Consider the following 25094-nt stretch of genomic DNA (forward strand, 5'->3'; position numbering starts at 1 on the left):
AATCATATTCGAAGTTCGATCGATAATGGTTGAGGGCGTTCAACTCGATAACGTATGGTTATGAGATGGTCTTTCTGATTTTCATTAACTCTTGAATGAAGTAATCAAGTTGAATTTGCGTGGAGGCATACTGAACATGTTGGTTTCTGCTTTCCGCACCTATGAGCTCCTTCTCTAGAACATCCAATGCCATACCAGCGGAGAAAGCTAGTATTCCATCACCAATCGCGGCTAGAGATGCACCGATGAATTCAAGTCTGGCAATTTCGATTTCACGCAAAAGCTTCTCTTTTTCCTCCATGGACCCGAACCTCCTCAGCATGATGTAATAACTTATGCAATTGATTGATTCGAAATGTCGTACAAAAAAACCAAAAATCCACTCTAGGAGCGGACTTTTGGTTATGTGCTGAGTTAGAAGCCGGTAGGATATGTTTAACCCATCCACCTATGGATTATCCCGCTTGCCGGGACTTGTTTCTAGATTCATTATTTTTGGGATCACTTTTGGAGGAGCTGGCTGACTCAGCCTCCATATTCGATTTTGAGCTTGGTGCCGCATGCTGTTCCATGTGACAAACGCCGTTTAAGAGTCCGCCTTCTTGGATGATCAACGCATGTGCAGTCACACTGCCATGCAGTTGGCCTGTAGCTGTAATAATGAGACGACCCTTAGTCGTTATATCACCGTACAACTTACCTGCTAGTGTAACGTCTCGAGCTTCTACGTTTGAGCGCATAATTCCACATTCGCCGATAATGATGTCACCCTTACACTCGATGTCGCCCCGATACTCACCTTCAATTCGAAGATTCGCTTCACTTATCATCTTACCTTCTATGACCGTTCCTTGTCCGATCAGCGTATCCGTAGCGATGATGCGTTTGTTTTCTTTGAACATCCGTTATGATCCTCCTCGCATAGTACTTGGTTGGAAGGAGCTGCAATCATCTCAATATTGACCTAAGATCTCGTAGCCAAGTAGTTGAGAGGATTAACAGGCTCGCTTCGCTGCATAATTTGAAAATGCAGATGTGGCCCTGTACTTCTGCCGCTTGATCCAAGCTGTCCGATCTTCTCGCCGCGTACGACAAGATCGCCTTCGCGGGCATCGCTCCGCTCTAGATGCATGTATGCGGTCTGGAGATTACCGGGATGTGCAATGATCACATAGTTTCCATATTGCGAATCATACCCGACTTCTGTGACATTGCCGTCTGCCGCGCTGAATACTGCATCCCCCGATCGTCCGTCGATATCGATTCCGGCATGAAACGCCGCTCTTCCAGTGAAAGGGTCGCGGCGGTAACCAAATCCAGAAGTCATCTGCTTCGAACGTGTGGGCCAAAATGATGGATATCCATCTACTGACTTACGTTTGTTTTGTGCCATACGAAGCGTCTGCTCCATGGACGTCTCCATGGAATCTACCATTAGACTAAGCGCCTGCAAGTCTAGAGAGGTACGCTCGGCAAGCGATGCGATCTGCGCAGTATGTTGCGGGGCAGGCGAATATACGGAGGAGCCGCGGAGCTCATAAGAAGAAGCTAACGTACGAACGTTAGAAGCGCTTCTTGAACTGGGCGCACTCGTCGTATCCAAGGTTGCGCTGCCGTATTTCTCGATAAAGGATTGGAGCTTCGCTTCCAGTTCGCTTAGCTCCTGCATCTTATCCTTCATCTCTTGCGTTTGTCGCGACAATTCAAGCAGCTTCTGCTGCAAGGTTACGATTGCTTCATCCTTGCCGGCGATGATGGCGTCCATTCCGGCGGTCGTTTGGTTGTATTGAGATGACTGATCCGACAGTTGCTCTTCCAATTGTTTCAGTTCATATGCCGCTTTCATTTGTAAACCTGCGATGCAGCCGGAGACAGCAAGCACCGCAGCCATTGGAGCGGCTAAGACTGATCGTTTGGAAACCGAAAACTGCTTTACCGTCTTGTCGGCGCCTCTCATAACAACAAAAGACCAAGTTGGCTTCCGCGCTCGTGTCACTGGTTAACTCCTTCCAGCCGGCATAGTAGTCGTGCAGAACGTTCTAAGTCTATTTATTCTTGGAAGCTCCAAAACATGCCATTAAACTTTAGTCGAGCTTGGTGAGAACAACTTGCATATGCTCTGTTATGCCGAAGTTTCGGCCTTGCTGCTGCTCCTCTGGCAGCTCCTCGAGCAGTTTCATTCTGCGCTGAATTTCTTCATGGATTTCTTTGATGCGGTCCCCCAACGCTTTGGCATTGGCTGTGTCTTGCGCTGCCAGAGCAGTTTCACGCAACGAATCATAGATCAAGAATGCTCGCTCGTAGAACGAGATATCCCATGGGAACTTTATTAATGTATCTTCAATAACAGGAACCGATTGTTCCATCTCATTATTGACATTCAGTAGATTCAATTTGTTAACAAAGAAATTACGATCGTATTGCTCGTAGCGCTCGACATTTTCCAACGCTGAGAAGGCGGCATCGAGCAGACTCGTATCTTTATTTTGCTCATAACCTTGCATCAACCAATTGATTTTTAGCACCGAATAAGCAGTTTTCTCTGGAACAATATCGATTGCCTTATCAATCTCTTCAATAAGTTTGTTGAAGGGGAGCGTATTCTGTGCGGCTGATTTTATGGCATGGTTATATGCCGAGAGCGAACGATTGTATTGGATTACAGTGAACAGCATGACGATAGTCAATACGCTGACGACAATTGGGTACATGCTGCGAGACCAGGACTTGCTGGACAAGGACTCAAACTTACGAGAAGCAGGCGTGTGGGCATATGGAGCCATCATCCCGCCGAAACAGATAAATAACAGACCTCCGACGTAAACGTAGCTCATATCGAAATCAATGGCGCTGTGCAGCAAGAGTGAGAATGACATAATAAAGAATACAAAGTGATTTCCTCTTGCTTCTGGATTACTTATGAATGAACGGATATAACGATAGTAGATGAAAGCAATGAAAGCCAGAAGCGTTAACAAGCCGATCCAACCGGTCTCAACGAGCACTTGAACAAAGAAGCTGTGCGCTTGTCTGCTTGTGTACGGATTGTTCTGGTACTGCTCATAGAGTGACTGCCATGCGCCTCCTCCAGCGCCGAACAAAGGATAGTCGCCGGATAACTTCAGACCGTCCTTGTAGAACGTAAAACGTTCCAGAACACTATGCTGTTGGAAGTTGATAGACGCGATACGATCTGCGAGATGTTGCGGCAACAAATTGCGAACGGCTGGAGAGCCAAGCAACAATCCGCCCACTAATGCACAAAGTGCGATAGCAATCGCCGGCAACATTAGATAAGACCACTTTCTTTGTGATAGGTTACGTACTTTGGACTCCACGAATGAGTGGCACTTCAGTTCGTATAACCAAAACAATCCTGTAATCACTGCGACTGCGAGAAGCAATAAACCCCAATTCTGAAGCGGCAAAGAGCTAAATAACGATATCGGCGAAGGTGCCTTTTCCGCGGTTGGTTGCACGAGTTTGGCGATTGTTGCCGAGTTTTCAGAAATTGTACTCAAGACTAGCATCGAAACTAGTACAGACACACCTGTATAAAGGATGAATGTAATTTGACGCGAAAGCTTCAAAAAAGGGAGAATGACAAGCAATATAACCGGTATTACGACGATAGCTCCACGAGAATATGTCATCATAAACGAGATCCATACCGGTGCAAGCATTGCAGCTGCAGCAAGTCGAGTCAGAGTTCGTGTCCCTTGTACGGCATAATACAGACAGGCAAAGAAAACAGCAACGAGGTAACCAGCATAAGTATTCGAATATTGGAAGACGGACGTTAGCCGATATCCATCATGAGCCAGCCATAGTGCATCGCGCAGATAAGATTGACCAAATAAGTTTAATAGACCGATAAACACAATAATGGCGGATGACGCCATCATACCGGCTTCTATCAGCTTACCAGTCAATCGTGATTGGGCCGCGTATAGTGTTGTAATAAATAGTGCAGCGAACATAGCATAAATCAATACCATATAATCCCCATAAAAATGCGACACCGCACCAAACGACGATATCCAATAAACAAGCGGCAACAATAAGACAGCAATCGACAAAATTCCGGCATGATGATGAAACTGCCATTTGCGAATCAAAAATACGACAGAAATTAACATGAGTATGTATGAATAAATCGCCGCAGCATTAATGATCTGTTCAAAGCTTGAATCGTAACCATTAAACATGGCCTTATCATAGGGGAAAATCATCATAAATAAAGCAATGCCGGCAGCCCCAAGCCACCATAAGAAAGGGATCTCCTCATTGCTATTCTTGCTCCGTATGTCCACTCGCTGCTTCTTACCCATTATCGTATGTACTCCTAACTATGTAGTTTCTGTTATTTATATGGAAGTTCTTTTCCTATTCTATCAAAAAGGGGAGGGGATGGCTATGAAAAAGGGAGCCTGTTGGCGGTGCATGAAGAAATGATAGACATTTTAATAAACATCATATAATTATTTCATTTGAAATGTGGACAGGGTGAGTTTGTTAATAAATAATCTAAAGTTACAATAGATATTTTTCTTTATTTCATGTACTCTCCGCGATAAACTTAGATTAGCAACTAGAGACTAGGGCGTGACATGATGTTATTTAATTCACATGTTTTTATTTTTGGTTTTCTACCGGTAGTATTAATCATTTATTATTCATTAAGTAAAATCGGTTCACCATATCACTCTCGTACTTGGCTAGTTGTAAGTTCGATCTTTTTTTATGGATATTGGAATCCTAAGTATGTTCCTCTTCTGTTACTATCGATTGTTATAAACTATATGGTTGGACGACAACTTATCAAATACAGACAAAAAATAGTGCTTGCTATTGGGATTGTATTTAATTTGATTTTGTTGGGGTATTATAAATATTTGGACTTCTTCATATTAAGTCTGAATGAACTATTTTCAACCGAAATACCTTTAAAAAACCTCTTATTACCATTAGCTATTAGTTTTTTTACATTTCAACAAATTTCTTATCTTGTAGATTGTCTAAAAGGAAAAGTGAATAATAATAATTTTATTAATTATTTATTGTTCGTCACATTTTTCCCCCAATTAATTGCAGGACCAATTGTTCATCAGAGAGAGATGATGCCACAGTTTGAGGGATCTTTAAGCTTAAAAATAAATTACCACCATATTGCATTAGGTGTATTCATCTTTTCTATTGGCTTATTTAAAAAAGTGATTCTAGCAGATAACCTGTCTATTACCGTATTGGATGGGCTCAATTTTTTATCAACCATTACCTTTTTTGACGCATGGACAGTTATTATATCTTATACATTGCAAATTTATTTTGACTTTAGCGGTTACTCTGACATGGCCGTGGGATTGGCATTATTATTTAATATTAAACTTCCTATTAATTTTGATTCACCGTATAAAGCAACTAATTTCCAACAGTTAATATCAAGATGGCACATTACATTAATGCGATTTTTACAAGAATATGTCTATAAGTCTCTGAACCGATATATATTCAGGAAACACTTACGAGTGATGGGGGTTAAACTGAGTATTGGTAGCAAAACTTATTTGAATGTACTGATTTTACTAATAATTAGCGGGATTTGGCATGGAGCAGGTTGGAATTTTATTGCTTGGGGATTTTTGGTAGGAATGGGAGTGGTCTTTTATCGAGTGTGGTCTACTTTTAAAATTAAACTCCCGGTATTACTGGCCTGGCTATTAACGTTTATATATTTAAATTTTACAATGGTTTTCTTCAGATTAAGTGATTTCGATCAAGCATTATTAATAATCAAAGCACTGTTTGGTCTAAATGGATTTATTTTGCCGGAACAATTAGCTCCATACCTGTCCTCTTTTACGCCAGTTGGACTGCATTTTGAAGCGACTCCACTAAAGGATAAAGTTCGAGCTTTAGCATTTTTAATCGTAGGACTTATTTTAGTAACTGGATTTAAGAATACAGCAGAAAAGGCAAACTCTTTTAAACCAACTTTGATTACTGCAATTTTTATAATTATAATTTTTATTATTTCAATTATGAATTTGACAAACGTATCTGAATTTCTATATTTCAATTTTTAGTGATCAGGGTGAGTATGTGCTAACGTACAAAAAGTGGAGCTTTTTGGTTCTTGTGATTTCTATTCTGGTAATTACGCTTTTGGCAACTATTACTTACTTTGTGGACCCATATGGTTTATATCATTATTCGCGAATTAACTATAATAAGAATCGACATTTAAACAGCGATCCTTACATGTTTAAGACTTATCATGTGAAATGGTATCAGCCAGAAGCTATAGTTCTAGGTACATCAAGAGCCATGAGACTAGATCCAGTTACTATTAAAAGCTTAACTGGGCAAGAAGCATATAATCTTGGTTTACCCGCTGCAACAACGGAGATTATGTATCATTATTTGAAGCATTCTATTTCTGTAAATAAACAGATAAAAACCGTTTATGTTGGTCTTGATTTCGAGGTGTTTGAATCAGGTTACCTCAACCACGCTAATTATAAGGAAGAACGATTAACGAGCATGTACTTTAAAGATTATATAGCGACATTAAGTTCAAAAAATGCGTTAGTAGATAGTTATAATGTAGTTAAAGATAATATTTATCATACCAATAGATACACAGAAAACAGGTACTTAAGTGATGGGAGTTTTGATGAAACCTTTGTATATTCTTTGGGGAATGATGAAGCAACTATCGATATGCTCCCAATTAGTTTTGAATTATCAAATACTAGCATGATGTATATTAAGAAGATTAAAGAAATATGTGAACAAAATCGAATTAGTCTTTATGTCTACATCAGTCCCGTTCATGCCAAGATACTAGAATTTTTTTGGGAACATGGGCTTTGGGAAGAATATGAATCTTGGAAAAAGCAATTAACTGAAATTATTCCTATATGGGACTTTTCGGGATTTAATGAAATTTCAACAAGTGCATTTAATAAAGGAGAATTTTATAATGATTTATCACATTTTTCAAAGAAGGTAGGAAATTTTATTCTTTATAAAATGTTGGATGTTGAAAATGATGAAGTTCCAAATTTCTTTGGTACGCTTCTGAATTCAGATATGATTGATGAACATCTCGAAAACATGAGATTCAGTAGAGAATTAGGGTACATTGCTGTGGAATAAAGTAAGAGGTTCCTATAAGAAATTGCGATAATGTTACTAGAAGAGCGGAAGTCTAATTCTAATATAATGCCCAACCATATGAGTTACCATCGATGACAACTAAGGTTACAATACATCATCTATTACAGCACATGTTCAGAATTTCATTTAGAAGAGGTGTTACAATGTCAGAGAGACCAGAGGCAGTAATTATCTTAGGAATGCACCGCAGTGGTACTTCTTTGTTGGCTCAAACCATTAGAACGTTAGGTGTTTATCTAGGAGAAGAGCAGCAATTAATGTCTCCCAGAGAGGATAATCCAGAGGGGTTTTGGGAACATGAGGAAATCGTGGCAATACACGATGAATTGCTGGATCGCTTGTGCTCGTCATGGGATACTACAAAGCCTCTGCCTGAAAATTGGTGGCTCACGGAGGTTGGATTTGAAGGGAAAGCGAGACTGATTCAAATCGTTTCTAGAGATTTTTCTAATGTCCCATTATGGGGATTCAAGGATCCACGAACTTGTTTATTGCTTCCTTTGTGGCAGTCTGTTTTAAAGGAGTTAAATATAAATGCTCGATACATTTTGAGCATTCGTAATCCTCTAAACGTGGCCGCATCGCTGAAGAAAAGAGATCAATTCCATTCAGATAAGTCGTTTGGTATATGGAGTTTATACGTGCTTTCGAGCCTATACTACACTAGCCATGAGCATCGAATTGTAATCGACTATGATCAGTTGTTAGATCAGCCTTTTGAGACCTGTCGGGACATTTGTTCATTTCTTAATATACCTTTCAGTGCTTTGGAACAAACAAGTATTGGAAATGTACCTAAGAAAGCTTTGAGAAATAACAGATTTTCGATTGAAGATTTAAATGAAGATATTCTAGTGCCAGCCTTGGTAAAACAAACATTTTTAACTGTATTGAGCGATCAGGGGGATTCACGTTCCGCACGAAAAAAGGAATTTATTGAAAAAATAAGAAACACTTACGAGCAGTTAGTTCAAATGAATCGACTTTTAAATCACGAGAAATCTCATCGTGTCCGAATTTATTGGGCTGGGGCTAAAGGCGATTTTACAGAATCAACTTATATAACTCTTCACGCTTTGGAGAGAAGCAGACATACTATCGAGATTCACGAAACACTGGGGTCGGCACTACGGATTGATTTTTTAGAAAAACCTGCATTTATCAAGATATTTAAATTGAGTCTCCAACATGATGGACAAGAAATTAATCTTATCCGAGAGTATCCGATAGATTATGTACGATTCCAACCTTGTATATACTCGGGAGAAGAGCTAAATTGTGTCGCTGGCGTTACCCTCGGAATTGCTTCACAGTTGTTTATTAGAAATCTGCCTCCAAATGTCGAGTCTTCATTCCTGAAACTAGAGATAAGCTGTTCGTTAAGTATAGAAAATGAGGTTGCTCAAGAGTTATGGAATCAACAGCATGAGGTAGCTGCTCTTTCTGCTTCGTTGCGTAATGTGAATCATAAAATTATTGAACATGAGAATAGAGAGTTTCTTATAAAGCGTGAACAGGTTGAGTTGCTACAACAAAAAGATCTGGAAATTGATCATTATCAAAAGGAGCTTGCCTGTTATCGTCAGGAAATTGACTTGTATTCTAAGTCATTGTCTTGGAGGGTGACACAACCACTCCGGAAAGTGAGAGAGCTGGAGAGAAAAACCAAACGAAGACTTAAAAATTGGGCATTAAGTTTAATGAAAAGATGAAGATTTAAATAGAAAAGGGGGGAGTACATGGATAACGCCGTTGAGTTGCATCAGGTGAGACAAAAAAACAACAGGGTTTGGGGGTTGCCAAAAAGAGTCAAGAGTATTCTGTTTAAATCAGGGTTTGCAGGTGTAAAGGAGAGATGGGTATTAAGCGACATTAATCTAGAGATCCCTAAAGGGACGAGTTTAGTGATAATTGGTAAAAATAATTCAGGAAAAAGCACACTCCTAAGAATTATCAGTCGTATCTTGAGGCCTACTATGGGGACAGTAAAGGTTAACGGTCGAGTAGCGATGGTGCTGGAGCCTGAAGCAGAATATCGAATTGATTATACAGGCCGAGAGATCATTTATTACAATGGTTTAAATTTTGGTTTTACACGTAAGGAAATACAGGCAAAGGTAGACAGTATCATCACATTCTCTGAATTAGAAGAAGACATTGATCTGATGGTTAATAGTTATTCTAGGGGAATGTATATGAGAATTGTTTTCTCCACAGCCCTCAAGATGATGCCAGATATTCTGCTCGTTGATGATATGATTTCTATTATGGACCAGGAGTTTCAGAAGAAGTGTATTAACGAAATTCTACGTTTGAAGAGCGTTGGCACTACAATTATATTTGTTAGTCATACAAGGGCAATGGCAGAAGTCATTTGTGATCAAGCGATATGGCTGGAGGAAGGTCGAATTAAGTTTAGCGGGACGACAAGCGATGTAATAGCTACATACGAACAAAGCGTTTCTACTAACGATTATTTGTCGGAGTATTATTATAGAATGGGTTGCAGATGCAAGCAGCAGATGCGCTTCGAACAAGCCTTATATTATTATGATCAATCGCTTGAAAATGGTTATAGTGAGTTTTTGGTTAAAATGCTTCGAATTTCGGTGTATTTGGAGCTAGGAATGCAGGAAAAAGCTCACGAAGATGTTATGCGATGTCTTGAGATCGCACCGACGAGCGAAGATAAGGACCGCATTGCAATACTAGCGCAGCATGTTAATCAACACCGCGTTGAATTAGTGCGATCCGAACGAACAAGAATATACGACAACTCAAAGACAGAACCGGCGTTTCTTATTATTGGCACACAAAAAGGAGGGACAACCTCCTTATATCATGATCTTATAATACATCCCCAAATTAAATCAGCTGCTGTTAAAGAGGTTCACTTTTTCGATATTCAATATCATTTCGGTTTCGATTGGTATAAGAATAATTTCCCGCCCGACTTGTCCGCAGATCAAATTACAGGGGAAGCAAGTCCATATTACCTATTCCATCCTCAGACTCCAAGACGAGTAAGAGAGTGGCTTCCTGAAATTAAGTTAATCGTTATCCTACGCAATCCTATTCAACGTGCTTTTTCGCATTATCAAATGATGGTAAGACGGGGGATTGAACCATTATCATTCCCGGATGCATTACGAGCGGAGAGTTCAAGAATTGAAGATGAGTATAATCGCATGATTAAAGAACCACGATTTTCAAGCGAGAATTGTGCTAATTACTCCTATTTGAAGCGGGGGCTATATGCTGAGCAGTTGGAGAGATGGTTCAAGTATTTTGCCAAAAATCAGATTCTCGTTATGAGCAGCGAGGCATGGTTCCATAATCCAAAGGAAAACTATAAGACAGTATTACAATTTCTGAACTTGCCAATGTACGATCCCGATGTATATGCTTCATTAAATACAGGAGGATACGATCAGGCGATCCCGGATGAAACATTAGAATGGCTACGGAATTATTATGCGAAACCGAATCAGCAGTTGTTTGATTTAATTGGACAGAATTACAACTGGTAGTAATAAGCAATAAGCGGAATTTAGAGACAGGTAGACGTGGAGGATTAGTATGATAGAACAGAATGAAAGAGAGAGTATGAATGGTCACAAAGGCAAGGTATTGTGGTTTACCGGATTGTCAGGAGCGGGTAAATCGACATTGGCAGATGCCACTGAGAGAGAGTTGTTCCAAAGAGGAATTCACTGTGTCGTCCTAGATGGAGATCAATTACGAGCAGGAATTAACAGAGATCTTGGTTATTCAGATGAAGATCGGCGTGAGAACCTTCGGCGTGCATCGGAAATCGCCTCACTGTTCTTAAAAGTCGGTTTTATTGTTTTAGTACCTATGATCTCACCATCGGCTGAAGTAAGAGACGCCATTCGGCAACGCTTCGGGAATGATGAGTACTTGGAGATTTATATAAAATGCTCAATTGAGGAATGCGAGAGGCGTGATCCTAAAGGGCTGTATCGCAAAGCTCGTGCGGGAATGATTAAACAGTTTACCGGAATAGACTCGCTGTATGAACCTCCATTTGAGCCCGATCTAATAGTAGATACGGATAGCGAGTCAATTCAGCAGTGTGTTCGAGCCATAGTGAATCTTATATTGGAGAGATAAGGTTTCTAAGCGTTTATTTGTAATTCTGATTTGAAGGGAAGGGAGAGCATTGTTTTACAAAAGAAATAGGACCAAGAGCAATATTAAAGAAATTATTATACATGCAGGGCTACATAAAACCGGTACGACAAGCATTCAGGACACATTGTTTGCGAACCGAGAGTTCTTAAAAGAATGTGGGTATTTATACCCTTCAAGCTGGCCGTCGAATCATTCTGTTCCAATTTATGGAGCGTTTGTAAGTAATAAAGCCTACTTTGAGAATATAGTCGAAGAACTTAGTCGCCGTGAAATTAAAAGGAACCAGAAGCAGTTTTTAAAAGTGTTTCAAAAGGAAGTAGCTGAAGCCAAACCTAGCAAACTTATCATATCTGGTGAAAACATTTCTCTGCTTTCAACAAAAGAACTAAAAAAATTTCACAAGTTCCTTATAAAGTCAATCGGAAAAAATGTTTTGATTAAAATATTGGTTTCTGTAAGACATCCGGTGCCTTGGCTTGTGAGCGCTACACAGCAAAGATTAAAAGCAGGGCAACATCTTCAGCAAGTGCTAGATGAGAAGATGAAAACAATCATACCGAATCTATTTGAAACTCGTGTTGGAAATTTAATTCAGGTTTTCGGAAGAGATTCGGTTCAGGTATTTCGGTTTGAAGATTCGGTTAAACATGAATTAGGTCCGGTGGGATACTTTTTGGAAACTCTGGGCTTCATGAATGAGGAAATCATTCAGTTTAATTTCGTTAAGGCAAATGAAAGCATCTCATTAGTTGCGGCAGATATACTAGCTTTTATTAATGAAAAATGTCCGATTATTATTCAAAATCGAAGAAATGAGAGGAGAACGAGAGAAGATATTAATCCAATCCTTAAGATAAGAGGACCAAAATTCGATATTTCATTCGCTTATAAAAAGAGTTTCCTTGAAATGGCTCACAGGGACATAAAATGGCTTACTAATATGTTTGGTACAAGGTTCACTTACGAATTACCATCGCAGCAAAGCAATTTCCGTCTAGTTTTCGAGCCGGAAACAATTGCAGATATTAAAAATGCATACGAACATTCCTCCCCTATCATCAAGGAATTGATGGAAGAATATCTTCAATTAAATTTGCAAGGCAACGTAAATTTAATTCGGAATTCCGAAAGTGAATATTTCGATGAAATAGAGCCACGATTCCGGTCGTGAGTGAGCCACGTCTCCGGAGAAATTGAGCCACCGCTCCGGTAATGGGAGCCATTGCCAAAGTGAGCAAGTCAAGGCCGCGAAGCGTTCATTACAAATGCTAATCTAAATAAGACCACTTTTGCTTGAATAAAGATGTACAGTTTCGACACTGTTCTACATACTAGTCTGTGGAGGGGACTAGTATGTACATCCAGATGAATATTCAAACCAATGTAGAGATTCGCAGCTTGGTAGATTTACCGAAGTTAAAATCACTAATGGAGAATCTCAATATGAAAATCAATATGAGCAAATTAGCAAGAGAAATGGGAGTAGACCGAAGGACGATCAGTAAGTACATCGAGGGTTTCACACGTAAAACCACACGAGATAAGGGTTCTAAGATTGATGAGTATTACGAAGTTATCGCCACGTTGTTATCGGTTGAATGCAAGCAGATATTTTACTACAAGCGAGTGCTGTGGCAGTACTTAACCGACAATCATGATCTAGACTGCTCACAATCCGCCTTTCGAGCCTATATCGCTCGTAAGCCTGAATTCGAAGCTTACTTCAGTAGTGGGCAGCGTCTTCCTTCTCCGGAAGCAGCGGTGAGATTTGAAACAGACCCTGGTAAACAAGCACAGCTCGACTGGAAGGAAAGCATTCCATATGAAACAAAGGAGGGTGAAAAAGTAGAAGTAAATGTAGCGGTATTGCTGTTATCCCATTCACGGTACAGAGCCTTCCACCTCAGCGTCTCGAAGTCGCAGAGCGTCTTACTTTCATTCATGACCGATGCTTTCGAAGCATTCGGCGGTGTGCCTGAAGAGGTTCTTACCGACAATATGAAGACTGTGATGGATGAAGCAAGAACGGAGTATAACCCAGGTAAGGTCAACGCGAAATTCGCTCAATTTGCAACGGACTTTGGCTTTACCGTACGCCCCTGCATTGCAGGGCGACCACGAACGAAAGGAAAGGTAGAGGCCCAAATGAAACTACTCGATGAAATCCACGCCTACCAAGGCCAATTCAGCTTAGAAGAGCTACATCAGTATGTACAGAAGCTATGCAATCGAATTAATCAATCCTTCCACCAAGGGACAGGGAAAGTGCCGATTCTGGCTCTAGAAAAGGAAAAGAACCTCTTACGTCCACTACCAGCGGAGAGTATAAGAGATTCCTATCGCATTCGTCATACACTTGTGAAGGTCAATGCATCGAACATGATCTCCTACAAATCCAATCAATACTCAGTTCCAGCTGGGTATCAAGGAATGAAAGTAGGAATACAAGTCTATGACAACCACTTGTTCATCTATTGTAACACAAAACTTCTTGTATGCCATCCGGTTAGTCAAGCTAAGCTGAATTACACAGAGGATCACTACAGAGACAATCTGAAGCGTTCAGTGCCTAGCTATCCGAACATCGATGACTTAGCGAAGAAGAACTTGCAAGCGATTGGCGGTGCTTACGAATGATGGCTCCGTCCAACGCCTACCAACAACTTGTTCGTAACTTAGAGTACCTTAAGTTGAAGCAAATGGTCGTGCACTTAAACGAAGTGATCGACTTCAGCATTCACAACCAGTTGTCCTTTTTAGACACACTGGTCAAGCTCAGCAATTATGAGATAGATGTCCGGGAACAAAACATGATTCATGCCATGGTGAAGGTGGGGGCTTTCCCCCACCGAAAGGAGCTAAACGATTTCGACTTCGCCTTTCAACCGTCCGTGAACAAACAACAGATATTGGACTTTGCATCGCTTCGATTTATTGAAGGCAATGAAAATATTGTGTTCTTGGGACCCAGTGGGGTCGGTAAAACGCATTTGGCGACCTCGATTGGCATTACAGCTGCCAAGAAGCGCACGAGTACCTATTTCATCAAGTGTCATGATTTAATCCAGAACTTGAAACGTGCGAAGCTAGAGAACCGCTTAGAAGCCAGGTTGAAGCATTATACGAGTTACAAGTTACTGATCATTGATGAAATCGGCTATTTACCGATCGAGCCAGAGGATGCCAAATTATTCTTCCAATTGATTGATTTGCGCTATGAGAAACGAAGCACGATTTTTACGACCAATGTAAACTTCAGAGCGTGGGACGAGGTATTTCGAGAACCGAAACTCGCCAATGCCATACTTGATCGCATCTTACACCATGCAACTGTGGTTACCATTGTAGGCGAATCCTATCGGTTGAAGAATCATCTTGCCCAAGAAGATGAGTGATTTTGTACATGCTTAAACAAGCGAAAGTATACATTCTTATGTTGACATTTACATCATTTTAGCCTTGACCTGCGTTGTTAAACTCCGTCACACTATCAATCCCCCAGCAGGTACTGCTGGGGCTGCCGAACGGCGAGTGAAGGGGTGCAGGGGGCTTGCTCCCTGCGTTTCCCCTTGGGGACGGAAGGGGATTTCTTTAACTGGCTCACCTCGTCCGGATGGGTGGCTCAAAAACGCCGGAGACGTGGCTCTCATTCACCGGAACGGTGGCTCAATTTGCTCCGGAGTATTCAGAAAGTTGTGGTTGAAAGATAAGAGTCTGCTGGACATGCTCATCGGTAAGGATTGAACTATATAAGCCGTGGGAGAGAAAACGTCACCGCGACCTTCCATAGTTGGAAGAAGCGGTGTTTTCTTGTTTCCTATGTATGGAAGTTATGATGCGAATGTGGCAATGAGCTATGATTAGATTAGCCTAACTGTTATAATAGTGTTGAAATTTGTAGAAGTTCGTCATTTTAATATTTACTAGCGCAGTCTAATCAATGAGGAGATCGAGGTAATGATAAGAGTTTTAAATCATTTCAGCTTAATTAAATATTCATTTTTGTTGACTCAGTTGGTTAAACGTGATTTTAAAACCAAGTATAGAAGGTCTACACTAGGAATCGTATGGAGTTTGTTGAATCCATTGTTGATTATGACTGTACAATATTTGGTGTTCTCTACGTTATTTAGATTTGATATCGACAATTATGCAGTTTATTTGTTAAGCGGAATCGTAATGTTTAATTATATGTCTGAAGCTACGACACAAGCGATGACATGTATCGTTCATAACGCTTCGCTAATTAATAAAGTATATGTTCCCAAATATATATATCCGTTTTCAAGGGTTTTATCAACAGGTGTGAATTTCTTGTTTTCACTTGTTGCGCTATATATCGTAATTATTATGAGTGGAATGAGTATTACGGCTGCCCATCTAGGATTGATTTATGGTTTAGCATGTCTATTCGTATTTATAACGGGTGTTTCATATTTATTATCTTCCATTATGGTGTTTTTCAGGGACACACAATTTTTGTATAGTGTTATTTTGACAATATGGACATATTTAACCCCTATTTTTTATCCAGAATCCATTTTACCGGCATACATGTTGATTATTTTGAAATTTAATCCGATGTATCATTTTATCCGGTTTATCCGGTTTATAATTTTGTATCAAGGTATTCCTGATCTAAAGGCATGGATTGTTTGTGGCTTAATTTCGATCTCGTCCTTGGCAATAGGATGGGTTGTTTTCAAACGGAGCGAAGACAAATTTATTCTTAACTTGTAGGGAGAAGGATTTTGTTGATAGAGTTAACAAATGTAACAATGAAGTTTAAAATGGCCAATGATCGGATAACTAGCCTTAAGGAATTTTTGATAAAAAAAATAACCCGGAAGTTAGAATATAAAAATTTTGTTGCATTAAATGATGTATCATTTGCGATTCAGACAGGTGAGGTTGTTGGAATTATTGGTAATAATGGTGCCGGTAAAAGTACTTTATTAAAGGTGATTTCAGGAATTCTAAAACCAACCGAAGGAACTGCGGTAACTAAAGGAACGATAGCACCATTGCTCGAATTAGGTGCTGGATTTGATACAGATTTGACTGCAAAAGAGAATGTCTATCTAAATGGTGCAATTCTAGGTTATTCGAAGTCTTATTTGGATGCAAAATATAAAGAAATAATCGATTTTGCGGAACTCCATGAGTTTGTAGATGTTCCAATTCGTAACTTTTCTTCTGGTATGACCGCTCGACTTGCATTTGCTATCGCAACACTAGTGCAACCCGATATTCTTATTGTGGATGAGATTCTTTCCGTAGGAGACACTCGTTTTCAAATAAAATCATCACAAAGAATGAAAGAGTTAATTAGTAGTGGAACAACAGTTCTACTTGTTTCGCATAACATTCAACAAATTCAAGAGCTTTGCTCGAGGGTTATCTGGATGGAGCGAGGTACGGTTAGGATGATCGGGAATACAGTTGAAGTGTGTAATGCCTATCTGAGCTATTCCAGGGAAGAAGGGGAAATTGAACCGGAAACTAATCTCTTGGAGTATAGAGACAGCTTATATACACCTACGCACATTACTAAAATTGGCGGGACATATTTTATTGTTGATTGCTGGCATCATCGAGTTTTATACAATCATAGCTTAGAAGATCCAATAAGCAAGTGGAAGACGATCGCTGGCAACTTTAGTTCGCCGCATAGCATTACAGGTGATAACGATGTTTTATTAGTCGAAGATACGAATAATGATAGAATTAAAGTGATAAAGAATGTAAATAATGTATATACGGAAGTTCAATCTATTGAAATATCTGGTGGACAACCGAATAAAATAATTTACGACATGCATCGAAAAAAGTTCTATGTAATCGCTGCCTCTACTCAACAAGTTGTAATATTAGTAAACACTGGATCGAGTGTTGAGGTATTACAAACAATTAAATTAGATTATTTGGGAACTGCATACACGCGTGCGATCAGTCTAATCGATGGTCATATTTATTTTGTTTCTGGACCTGCTAAAATTATCGTCGTTAATCCTGAGGACTTTAGTAAGTTATATGAGTACCCTGTTCCTTTCGAGTTAGCAGGAATGAACGACATCGCAAAGTACGGTTCATATTTTTATATAAGTAATTATCAAGACGGTAATGGTATAGTAAATCCTCATCTCGTACGAGTGAAAAAGCTTGAAGATCTAATGGAGAATTATGAGGATATTCGTGAGGAGCTTGGAATTAAAGGCGTACCTTACTTTTTCTCTGCTATTGCTGATCAGCTTTTCATTACACAGGTAGATTCTCATTCCGGTATTTCATCATTTCAAATTGATGAATTTGACCGGATTTATAATGTTAAAACTCGTTTTGAGTCTGGTGCTCCAAGCAAATCATCATTAGCTAGACGTAAATCAAAATAATTAACTATGAATAGGGTGGAGAGCGAATGGCCGAGCTTATATATGACTATTCTAGGGATAGCTTTGATAACGTCTATTCGGATGGGGATATCGAAGAAGAACTACTGCATTGTGCAAAGCAAGCAGAATATGACTGGTATGCTGATGGAAGATGGCCTTTTGTGTACCATATGTCCCATCTGAGACATAATATTCTTAATTGGTTTCCGTTTAAGAAAGAAGCGACTATTCTCGAAATTGGTTCAGGCTGCGGGGCGATCACAAAGTTGCTCTGCGATGTTGCAAGTAAAGTGGTTTCAGTTGAATTGACCAAAAGAAGAGCTCAAATTAATTATGAGAGACATCAACATTATCCTAATCTAACAATTATCGTAGGAGACTTCGCGAACGTATCACTCGATTGTAAGTTTGATTATATTATCATAAATGGTGTATTCGAATATGCGGCATACATGTTCAGCGGAAATGATCCATACGGAGACTTCTTGAAAACTGCTGCTCAGCATCTAAATCCAGATGGAAGAATGCTATTGGCAATTGAAAATAGACTTGGACTTAAGTATTGGACAGGTGCCAGAGAGGATCATACTGGCGAATTTTTTTCTGGTTTGAATGGGTATTCGAATGGTGAGAAAGTAAAAACCTTTTCTAAAGCGGAACTAAGTGAGCAATTACAACAATCTGGATTAGAGCCACTGAAGTTTTATTATCCATATCCAGATTATAAATTCCCTTTTGAAATTTTTACAGACACCACCGTGAACGATATCGTGCCGAGTACGATAGAGTATCCTCTTGATATGTCGAGAATGACTCTATTTAACGATAGTCTTGCTTATCGGTCCCTTATGGACCTAAAAATTATGGATAAATTCTCCAACTCATTCCTGGTTGAAGTTGGCTTTGCTGGAGAACAGTCAGTTAGTGATGCGGCTTATGTAAAGTTAAGCTCCAACAGAAACAAAAGGTTTAGAATCGCTACTCATTATAACCAAAGTAAACAATGGTCTTACAAAAAAGCATTAACGCTAGATGCTGAACGTCATCTGGAACGCATGTATGAATCCAGAAAAAAAAATTATGGGAATCCTTCTTTGCAAAATGTTGCATGCGAGTGGACGGAGCATAAGTTGCAATTTCCATTTGTTCATTCCAAATCATTGGAAGACGGGCTGATGTTGTCTTGGCAGAAAGATGGCAGGAATGGATTAGAGCAAGAACTAACTTCATTCAGAGAGCTATTGTATCAAGGGAAAGAGATGAAGAATGACGGTGGAACCTCTGAATTTGAGTTGGTGTTTGGTAATCATAAGGTTGATCAGTCACTTAGATGGACAGTCGATACAAATGTAGACTTAATTGCAAAAAATGTTTTTGTAGAAAATGGAAAGCATCTTGTGATTGATTATGAGTGGCAATTTCATTTTCCGATTCCAGTTGAATTTTCGTTTTGGAGAATGGTTCGTCAGTTTTTACAAGACAACTCTCTCTTGTTAAAGACGGATAAGTCATGGTATTTGAATATCGTTCAAGTTACGGAGCAGACAGAACAATGCTTTGTATCCTGGGAGAAAGGTTTTATCCAAAACTATGTTGGTGTGAATGATTTATTTGACTTGTCTAAGGATAATGTCGCAGTTAATATGGAACGGGCAGTTATTCGACAAAGAGAAGAAGGTCATTTATCAAGCACGTTATTTTTGGATTACGGGGAAGGATTTTCAGACGAATGTATTGAGCGTGGCAATGCTAACTTAACGGAAGAAGGGTTCTCTGTTTTATTTTCCGGGAAATCATTGCGATCTGCCACACAAATCAGATGGGACCCGTTAGAAGGACATGCATGCAAAATAAGAATTTGTGAGATTGAGACAGATGGAGTAGTCCAAAACATTTCGTCGATAAATGCCGAAAGTAAAGATAAGGGAACAAATGAGTATTTATTTTATTCCTATGATCCCCAATTCTTAATTGAAGGGGATTTTCAGTGCGCAACTTATATGAAAATTGTTTTTCAATGCAATATATTACATTGGTCTGAGGGATATTACGCACGTGAAAAAGATATAGAGCAACTCAATAATCGATTAACTGAACAGTTGCGATTAGAGAGAGAAAGGCAAGCAGTAATGGATAAATTATCTGCCGAACTTGAACGAAAAAAACAAGAGATAAACCACATCGAATTATTAATGAAGGAATCCAGGTTAAGCTCAGCTGCGAAAATTGTGCTCTACGGTGGAATTGAAAGGGGGAAAAAGTTTGAATAAGGTTAGTGTAATTATGCCTTGTCGTAATGACGGCAATTACATTATTGAAGCGATAGAGTCCGTTCAAAATCAGACCTACAAAAATATCGAGATCGTTATTATTGATGATGGGTCTGACGAGGAGAAAACAGTATCAATTTTACGGAATTTGCCTTATTCTCAAGTGAAGATCATAAGAACAGAAGGAATCGGCCCAGCCGCAGCCAGAAACGAAGGAATAAAAGTTTCGAGCGGAAAATATATCTTGCCTCTGGATTCTGACGACAAGATTGATGCAAGTTATATTGAAAAGGCAGTTCAGATATTAGAACAGAATAGCAGTATAGGCGTTGTATATTGTTATGCTAATCTATTTGGTTTGAAGAGTGGAAGATGGGAACTACCGACCTATTCATTCGAGAAGATGCTCTTGGACAATATCGTTTTTGTAACGGCTTTGTTCCATAAAAGAGAGTGGGAAAGAGTTGGCGGATTTAATGAAAAGATGAAGCATGGAATGGAAGATTACGATTTTTGGATCGCCATATTGGATCTAGGATTTGAGATTCATCAAATTCCTGAGGTTCTATTTCATTATCGAATAAAACCGGTGTCTCGAACGACTGAATTTATGACTAACGTTCAGGTCGTTAGAGAAACCTATGAACAAATTTACGCCAACCATCCCGACTTTTATAAAAAACACAGCGCACAATATGCTGCAGTATTACGTGAAGCACTTGTTGATCAGATCTTTCTAAATCGAACCTTGCAAGAGAGCCTAAGGGTATTGGAGAAAATCAAACGTATTCCATTCATGAAACAATTCCTTATGAAGTTTATTCTAAAGAAACGATGAGGTAGACAAATGATTATATTCACTTCAATTTGCGCCAATTATCTTCATAAAGCTAGAACCTTAGCGAAATCCGTTAAGATGGAAATTCCAAATGCTACTTTTGTCGTGTGTTTATTGGAGAATGAGAGATCGAATCAATATGAGTACGAATATTTTGATGAGATTGTACTTGCAAAAGACATGTGGGAAGGAAACTTTAATCGTTTTCTATTCAAACACACTATAGTAGAAGCATCTACTTCTGTGAAAGGTCATTTTTTTCAACATCTCTATAAGCAATATCCTAATGAGGAGCAGTTTGTATACTTAGATCCGGATATTTATGTGTATAGTGACTTCATAGAATTAAGAGAGTTATTGAAAACTCGACCAATTGTGCTTTGCCCGCATTTGCTTCAACCGGGAAATATAGATATGGAGCTGTCGAGTACTGCACATGGTGTTTATAATTTAGGTTTTCTTGGAGTGAATAGAAGTCCAGAAGCTCAAAGTTTTATAACTTGGTGGGCAGAGAGACTTTATTTATATTGTTACGATGAAATTAATAACGGTATTTTCACAGATCAAAAGTGGATCGACTTGGCCCCATGCTTCTTTGACGTTGAAATATTGAAGCACCGTGGATATGACTTTGCTCCATGGTCATTGTTGGATTGCGGCATGGAAGAGCAAGATGGACGAGTTCTAGTGAAAGGTGATCCATTGAGGTTTATCCACTTTTCCGGTTATGGAGCAACCGCAGAGAAATGTATGAATGATTGGCTTCCTAAGGGTGAACATGTATTTAGAAAATTGTATCGAGAGTATTCCGAGCTTCATGATGCAAATGATCATGACTCGATATCGAAAACAAAGTGGTCATATAGTAGTTATAGGTCAGGAGAAAAAATAAAAAGCTCGGTCAGACTGAACTATCGTAAAGATTATGAATTAATGTTTAGTCTTGAGGATCCGTTCCAAATGAGCAATGAGTTTTTTGAGAAGAAAAGAAATAGAATAAATTCCAACAAAATTGTATTCTTAACTAAGAAGTCGTATCAAATGATACGAGAACAAGGGATTAATAATTTCATGAAAAAGCTAATGGGAAAAATAAAAAATAGCTAATATCAACTGAAGCTGTGAGGCGGTCACAATGTTAAAAAAAAAGCTACTGTTCTATTATCTGTCCATTATAGTTATCTTCGTGCTGGGGGCAGCTATTCGAATACATATCGTAGATTTAGATAGACAAATTAAACCGCACGACGAAATGGTTTATCATTATGCCGCAGAAAACTTATTAAAATATGGAGCATTAACATTCGAAGTTGATGGTACTATGTTTAACGGGGAGCGGGAGGTTATACCGGCTTCCAATCTACAACCGGGATATCCTTTTTATATAGCTGCTATTTATTCGGTTTTTGGACATGCTTCAAAATATGTATTTGTATCACAATTAATTTTAAGTATCATCTCTCTATATCTTATTTATAGGCTGCTAGTTTTATTAAATATAAAAAAACCTTTCATAATCATAGCTATGCTCCTTGCCTCTTTGTACCCAGGTCTAATTTATAATATTGATCGAATGCTAACGGAGCAACTATTTTCTACACTTTTATTGGCATATGCATACTTATTTTTGAAAGGTTTGAAAGAGAATAAATTAAGATTATTGTGTTTGTCATTTGTATTTATAATGTATGCTACTCATGTGAGAGCATTAGCGTTTCCATTTGTAATCTTATCTTTGCTTGTTATATTAATCTATGATAGAGGAAAACTAAAACACACAATAAAGAAATTAGCAACATTATCAGGTATCGTCTTGCTATTTATGATACCGTGGTGGATTAGAAATTACATCACGCTTCATGAGTTTTATTTTTTCTCGAATGCTGGCTTTAGTCCAAAAATTTGGGGAGCTGTTCCTTATTTTTTGAATATGGGGGTAACTAGTCAAGCTTCCTTTGAAGATATCGTACAAAGTAATGTGTCTGCTAATCCGATTTTGTATTATAAATGGAGAATATTTGGGTTCTTCCAGTACATGTGGGGAGATATATGGGATGAGAATATTGTACATCCTTATAGTTTGTTCAGACCAATCCTAGCCGTACAGCAATTCATTATTGTACCTTGTGTAATTGCGATTCCTTTTCTTATTCGCAAAAGTAAAATGGAAATATTGTTTATTTCCACATTTCCAATTGCATTTACTTTAATGAACATGCCATTTCACGGACTTCCAAGATATGTGTATCCTTCGATCTCTTTCGTAATTATTCTTTTTGCGGTGTTGTTGGACGCGTTATTGAAATGGATTCTTCGAACGAGAAGCACACAGCAAGATGAAATTGGTCTGGCAGGTTACAAAGGTTATATGAATAAATGGTTTAGAAGAGCATATCTGGGGCTGTCCATTCCTTTTTCTATTATCCTGATATATTCGGTTTATTTGTTTGCCTATAATATAAACTTAGAAATGTCAGAATATCGATTAAATCGATTTGCAGGAGTAAGCCATACATCCTTGGAGAGTGGAATGCCTTACTCTAAAAAAAGTTACGATGAATCATCTATTTCAATAGAAAATGCTCTCCAAACAAGTAACGGTAAGTTTGAAAATAATGTGGATGCACCAATTATAATCAGACTAATTGATTCCGAGCCAGTCGTTTCTAACTTGAATACCATTTCGGAGGTTAATATTAAAATTCAAGGCGGTTACTTATTCGACTATATGACGGTTTATTGGACGGGGGATAAGACGAAAGAGATTTCAGAGAATAGTGTGTATCGTTTTCCGATCAATCCATTCGAGAAAGAACAAAAAATTTATATCGAAGAAAATGTGAACTCGCTTATGATCGTACCGGCTGTTTTCAGAGGTGGTTCATTTAAATTCGATGAGATTACAATTGAAAAATATGATTTTTCATCTTTGAAGTTGAGGTGATTGACTTTGAAAGTGCTTGTCATTATACCGGCGTATAACGAAGAAGATAACATACGAAGTTTATTAACTGAATTGAAGGCATTGAACACAGTAGAAATCGTTGTTATCAACGATCATTCCAAAGACAGAACTTCTTTAATTTGCCATCAGGAAAATGTGAATGTAATTGATTTGCCTTGTAATCTTGGAATCGGAGGCGCCGTGCAAACGGGTTATATCTTTGCCTACAAAAATGCTTATGATATAGCCATTCAGGTAGATGGTGACGGACAACATGATCCTAAGTTCATACCCGAGCTCCTTCAGCCGATTATGGAGGGGGAAGCGGATTTAGTTATTGGATCCAGGTATATCAACAAAATCGGATTTCAGTCTACTTGGTTAAGGAGAGTAGGCATTAAGTATTTCAGTTTTTTAATAAAGGTATTAATGAAACAAAAAATTACAGATCCGACTTCTGGTTTCAGAGCTTGCAATCGCAAATTGATCGAGATGTTTGCAACTAATTATCCAACTGATTATCCAGAGCCGGAGTCCATTGTATTCGTCAAAAGAAAGGGTTTAAAAATAAAAGAAGTGCCAGTAATCATGAAAGAACGGCTAGGTGGAGTATCTTCCATTCGATCGCTTAAATCGGCTCATTATATGATTAAAGTAACTTTTGCTGTTGTAATCGATGCGGTTAGGGCTTAGTAAAGTCGAAAGTAGAGGATAAACATATGATACCGGTAACGCTACAAATTGTGTTGTTCGTGGCATCATTAATAGGTTTAATAGGAATAACAAGAATGATTTCAAGATATAAATTGGATTTGAAGTATGCGCTGCTTTGGATTTTTTTAGGTTCAGTTGTGGTCTTGATTTCGATATTTCCAAAGATTGTTGGAATGATATCGAATCTGTTAGAAATCGAAACGCCTGTAAATGGACTTTTTCTACTATCTATTATTCTCATCCTGATCATATTGTTTAACTTAACGTTGGCATTATCTACGAGTCATAATAAAATTAAAAATCTATCTCAGGAGCTTGGTATTTACAAGCAAGAGTTGATAGATCTGAAAGCTAAACTTTCTTATATGGAGAACAAATAATGTATTTCAACTACGCACTAATATTAATTAATGTGTTGTTTCTAACAACGGGACAAATACTCTGGAAATTTTCGGTTCGAGGAATGGTGAACTACAATTTCTCTACCGTCTTAGGTGTTTTGTTTTCTCCATATTTTTTGTTTGGCGGCGTTTTATATGTGTTAGCTACGCTTATCTGGATATTCTTGCTTTCGAAGATGCCGTTAAGTACTCTGTATC

At 38.7% G+C, this 25094-nt stretch carries 20 protein-coding genes; 16 read left to right on the forward strand and 4 right to left on the reverse strand.

What is annotated here, in order from left to right; translation table 11 throughout:
- Positions 1 to 58 precede the first annotated feature (58 nt).
- The 4 genes from ACX1C1_RS14055 to ACX1C1_RS14070 all read right to left on the reverse strand — a co-directional run bounded on the left by ACX1C1_RS14055 (position 59) and on the right by ACX1C1_RS14070 (position 4331).
- Entirely contained in the window at positions 59 to 301 is a 243-nt protein-coding gene (locus ACX1C1_RS14055) for a translation initiation factor 2 (RefSeq protein ID WP_458952819.1), read from the reverse strand.
- A gap of 154 nt (positions 302 to 455) precedes the next feature.
- Complete coding sequence (locus ACX1C1_RS14060; RefSeq protein WP_458952820.1) at positions 456 to 902, reverse strand: bactofilin family protein; 447 nt, start codon at positions 900 to 902, stop codon at positions 456 to 458.
- A gap of 62 nt (positions 903 to 964) precedes the next feature.
- Positions 965 to 1996 carry a peptidoglycan DD-metalloendopeptidase family protein gene (locus ACX1C1_RS14065; protein WP_458952821.1) on the reverse strand — a complete coding sequence of 344 codons (1032 nt, stop codon included), beginning with the start codon at positions 1994 to 1996 and terminating at the stop codon, positions 965 to 967.
- Positions 1997 to 2084: 88 nt separating this feature from the next.
- Positions 2085 to 4331: an O-antigen ligase family protein gene (locus ACX1C1_RS14070; protein ID WP_458952822.1), complete on the reverse strand. Its 2247-nt coding sequence runs from the start codon at positions 4329 to 4331 to the stop codon at positions 2085 to 2087.
- 279 nt (positions 4332 to 4610) lie between these two features.
- Here ACX1C1_RS14070 and ACX1C1_RS14075 point away from each other — a divergent pair, with 279 nt between their 5' ends.
- The 16 genes from ACX1C1_RS14075 (at position 4611) to ACX1C1_RS14150 (ending at position 24875) form a co-directional block, all read left to right on the forward strand.
- On the forward strand, positions 4611 to 6086 hold the full coding sequence (locus tag ACX1C1_RS14075) for an MBOAT family O-acyltransferase (RefSeq protein WP_458952823.1): 1476 nt from the start codon (positions 4611 to 4613) through the stop codon (positions 6084 to 6086).
- 52 nt (positions 6087 to 6138) lie between these two features.
- Positions 6139 to 7161 (forward strand): hypothetical protein, encoded by a 1023-nt coding sequence (locus tag ACX1C1_RS14080; RefSeq protein WP_458952824.1) that lies wholly within the window; start codon positions 6139 to 6141, stop codon positions 7159 to 7161.
- A gap of 164 nt (positions 7162 to 7325) precedes the next feature.
- Positions 7326 to 8894, forward strand: a complete 1569-nt coding sequence (locus ACX1C1_RS14085; protein ID WP_458952825.1) for a sulfotransferase family protein — start codon at positions 7326 to 7328, stop codon at positions 8892 to 8894.
- A gap of 27 nt (positions 8895 to 8921) precedes the next feature.
- Positions 8922 to 10712: a sulfotransferase domain-containing protein gene (locus tag ACX1C1_RS14090; RefSeq protein ID WP_458952826.1), complete on the forward strand. Its 1791-nt coding sequence runs from the start codon at positions 8922 to 8924 to the stop codon at positions 10710 to 10712.
- A 49-nt stretch (positions 10713 to 10761) separates the two neighbouring features.
- Complete coding sequence (gene cysC, locus ACX1C1_RS14095) at positions 10762 to 11316, forward strand: adenylyl-sulfate kinase (RefSeq protein WP_458952827.1); 555 nt, start codon at positions 10762 to 10764, stop codon at positions 11314 to 11316.
- 49 nt (positions 11317 to 11365) lie between these two features.
- Positions 11366 to 12508, forward strand: coding sequence for a hypothetical protein (locus ACX1C1_RS14100; protein WP_458952828.1), 1143 nt, complete (start codon positions 11366 to 11368; stop codon positions 12506 to 12508).
- A 182-nt stretch (positions 12509 to 12690) separates the two neighbouring features.
- The gene (gene istA / locus ACX1C1_RS14105) at positions 12691 to 13974 is read left to right on the forward strand and encodes an IS21 family transposase (protein ID WP_458952829.1); all 1284 of its coding nucleotides are present in this window, start codon (positions 12691 to 12693) and stop codon (positions 13972 to 13974) included.
- On the forward strand, positions 13974 to 14732 hold the full coding sequence (gene istB, locus ACX1C1_RS14110; RefSeq protein ID WP_458957682.1) for an IS21-like element helper ATPase IstB: 759 nt from the start codon (positions 13974 to 13976) through the stop codon (positions 14730 to 14732). The genes istA and istB overlap by 1 nt, the downstream gene beginning before the upstream one ends.
- A gap of 562 nt (positions 14733 to 15294) precedes the next feature.
- Positions 15295 to 16077: an ABC transporter permease gene (locus ACX1C1_RS14115; protein ID WP_458952830.1), complete on the forward strand. Its 783-nt coding sequence runs from the start codon at positions 15295 to 15297 to the stop codon at positions 16075 to 16077.
- Between the two features lie 14 nt (positions 16078 to 16091).
- On the forward strand, positions 16092 to 17729 hold the full coding sequence (locus ACX1C1_RS14120; RefSeq protein WP_458952831.1) for an ABC transporter ATP-binding protein: 1638 nt from the start codon (positions 16092 to 16094) through the stop codon (positions 17727 to 17729).
- Between the two features lie 26 nt (positions 17730 to 17755).
- On the forward strand, positions 17756 to 19999 hold the full coding sequence (locus tag ACX1C1_RS14125) for a class I SAM-dependent methyltransferase (protein WP_458952832.1): 2244 nt from the start codon (positions 17756 to 17758) through the stop codon (positions 19997 to 19999).
- Positions 19992 to 20837, forward strand: a complete 846-nt coding sequence (locus ACX1C1_RS14130) for a glycosyltransferase (protein WP_458952833.1) — start codon at positions 19992 to 19994, stop codon at positions 20835 to 20837. The genes ACX1C1_RS14125 and ACX1C1_RS14130 overlap by 8 nt, the downstream gene beginning before the upstream one ends.
- Positions 20838 to 20846: 9 nt before the next feature.
- Positions 20847 to 21944 carry a hypothetical protein gene (locus tag ACX1C1_RS14135; protein ID WP_458952834.1) on the forward strand — a complete coding sequence of 366 codons (1098 nt, stop codon included), beginning with the start codon at positions 20847 to 20849 and terminating at the stop codon, positions 21942 to 21944.
- Between the two features lie 28 nt (positions 21945 to 21972).
- Positions 21973 to 23781 carry a glycosyltransferase family 39 protein gene (locus ACX1C1_RS14140; RefSeq protein WP_458952835.1) on the forward strand — a complete coding sequence of 603 codons (1809 nt, stop codon included), beginning with the start codon at positions 21973 to 21975 and terminating at the stop codon, positions 23779 to 23781.
- 12 nt (positions 23782 to 23793) lie between these two features.
- Positions 23794 to 24474, forward strand: a complete 681-nt coding sequence (locus ACX1C1_RS14145; protein ID WP_458957683.1) for a glycosyltransferase family 2 protein — start codon at positions 23794 to 23796, stop codon at positions 24472 to 24474.
- A 26-nt stretch (positions 24475 to 24500) separates the two neighbouring features.
- Positions 24501 to 24875 (forward strand): DUF2304 domain-containing protein, encoded by a 375-nt coding sequence (locus ACX1C1_RS14150; protein WP_458952836.1) that lies wholly within the window; start codon positions 24501 to 24503, stop codon positions 24873 to 24875.
- The last annotated feature ends 219 nt before the right edge of the window (positions 24876 to 25094 follow it).

The sequence above is a fragment of the Paenibacillus sp. strain BS8-2 genome, from assembly GCF_054483835.1.

What these genes read in the sequence shown, in the direction of transcription:
- ACX1C1_RS14055 (WP_458952819.1), bottom strand. Translation starts at nt 301, where the DNA reads ATGGAGGAAAAAGAGAAGCTTTTGCGTGAAATCGAAATTGCCAGACTT.
- ACX1C1_RS14060 (WP_458952820.1), bottom strand. Translation starts at nt 902, where the DNA reads ATGTTCAAAGAAAACAAACGCATCATCGCTACGGATACGCTGATCGGA.
- ACX1C1_RS14070 (WP_458952822.1), bottom strand. Translation starts at nt 4,331, where the DNA reads ATGGGTAAGAAGCAGCGAGTGGACATACGGAGCAAGAATAGCAATGAG.
- ACX1C1_RS14075 (WP_458952823.1), top strand. Translation starts at nt 4,611, where the DNA reads ATGATGTTATTTAATTCACATGTTTTTATTTTTGGTTTTCTACCGGTA.
- ACX1C1_RS14085 (WP_458952825.1), top strand. Translation starts at nt 7,326, where the DNA reads ATGTCAGAGAGACCAGAGGCAGTAATTATCTTAGGAATGCACCGCAGT.
- ACX1C1_RS14090 (WP_458952826.1), top strand. Translation starts at nt 8,922, where the DNA reads ATGGATAACGCCGTTGAGTTGCATCAGGTGAGACAAAAAAACAACAGG.
- cysC (WP_458952827.1), top strand. Translation starts at nt 10,762, where the DNA reads ATGATAGAACAGAATGAAAGAGAGAGTATGAATGGTCACAAAGGCAAG.
- istA (WP_458952829.1), top strand. Translation starts at nt 12,691, where the DNA reads ATGTACATCCAGATGAATATTCAAACCAATGTAGAGATTCGCAGCTTG.
- istB (WP_458957682.1), top strand. Translation starts at nt 13,974, where the DNA reads ATGGCTCCGTCCAACGCCTACCAACAACTTGTTCGTAACTTAGAGTAC.
- ACX1C1_RS14115 (WP_458952830.1), top strand. Translation starts at nt 15,295, where the DNA reads ATGATAAGAGTTTTAAATCATTTCAGCTTAATTAAATATTCATTTTTG.
- ACX1C1_RS14125 (WP_458952832.1), top strand. Translation starts at nt 17,756, where the DNA reads ATGGCCGAGCTTATATATGACTATTCTAGGGATAGCTTTGATAACGTC.
- ACX1C1_RS14135 (WP_458952834.1), top strand. Translation starts at nt 20,847, where the DNA reads ATGATTATATTCACTTCAATTTGCGCCAATTATCTTCATAAAGCTAGA.
- ACX1C1_RS14140 (WP_458952835.1), top strand. Translation starts at nt 21,973, where the DNA reads ATGTTAAAAAAAAAGCTACTGTTCTATTATCTGTCCATTATAGTTATC.
- ACX1C1_RS14150 (WP_458952836.1), top strand. Translation starts at nt 24,501, where the DNA reads ATGATACCGGTAACGCTACAAATTGTGTTGTTCGTGGCATCATTAATA.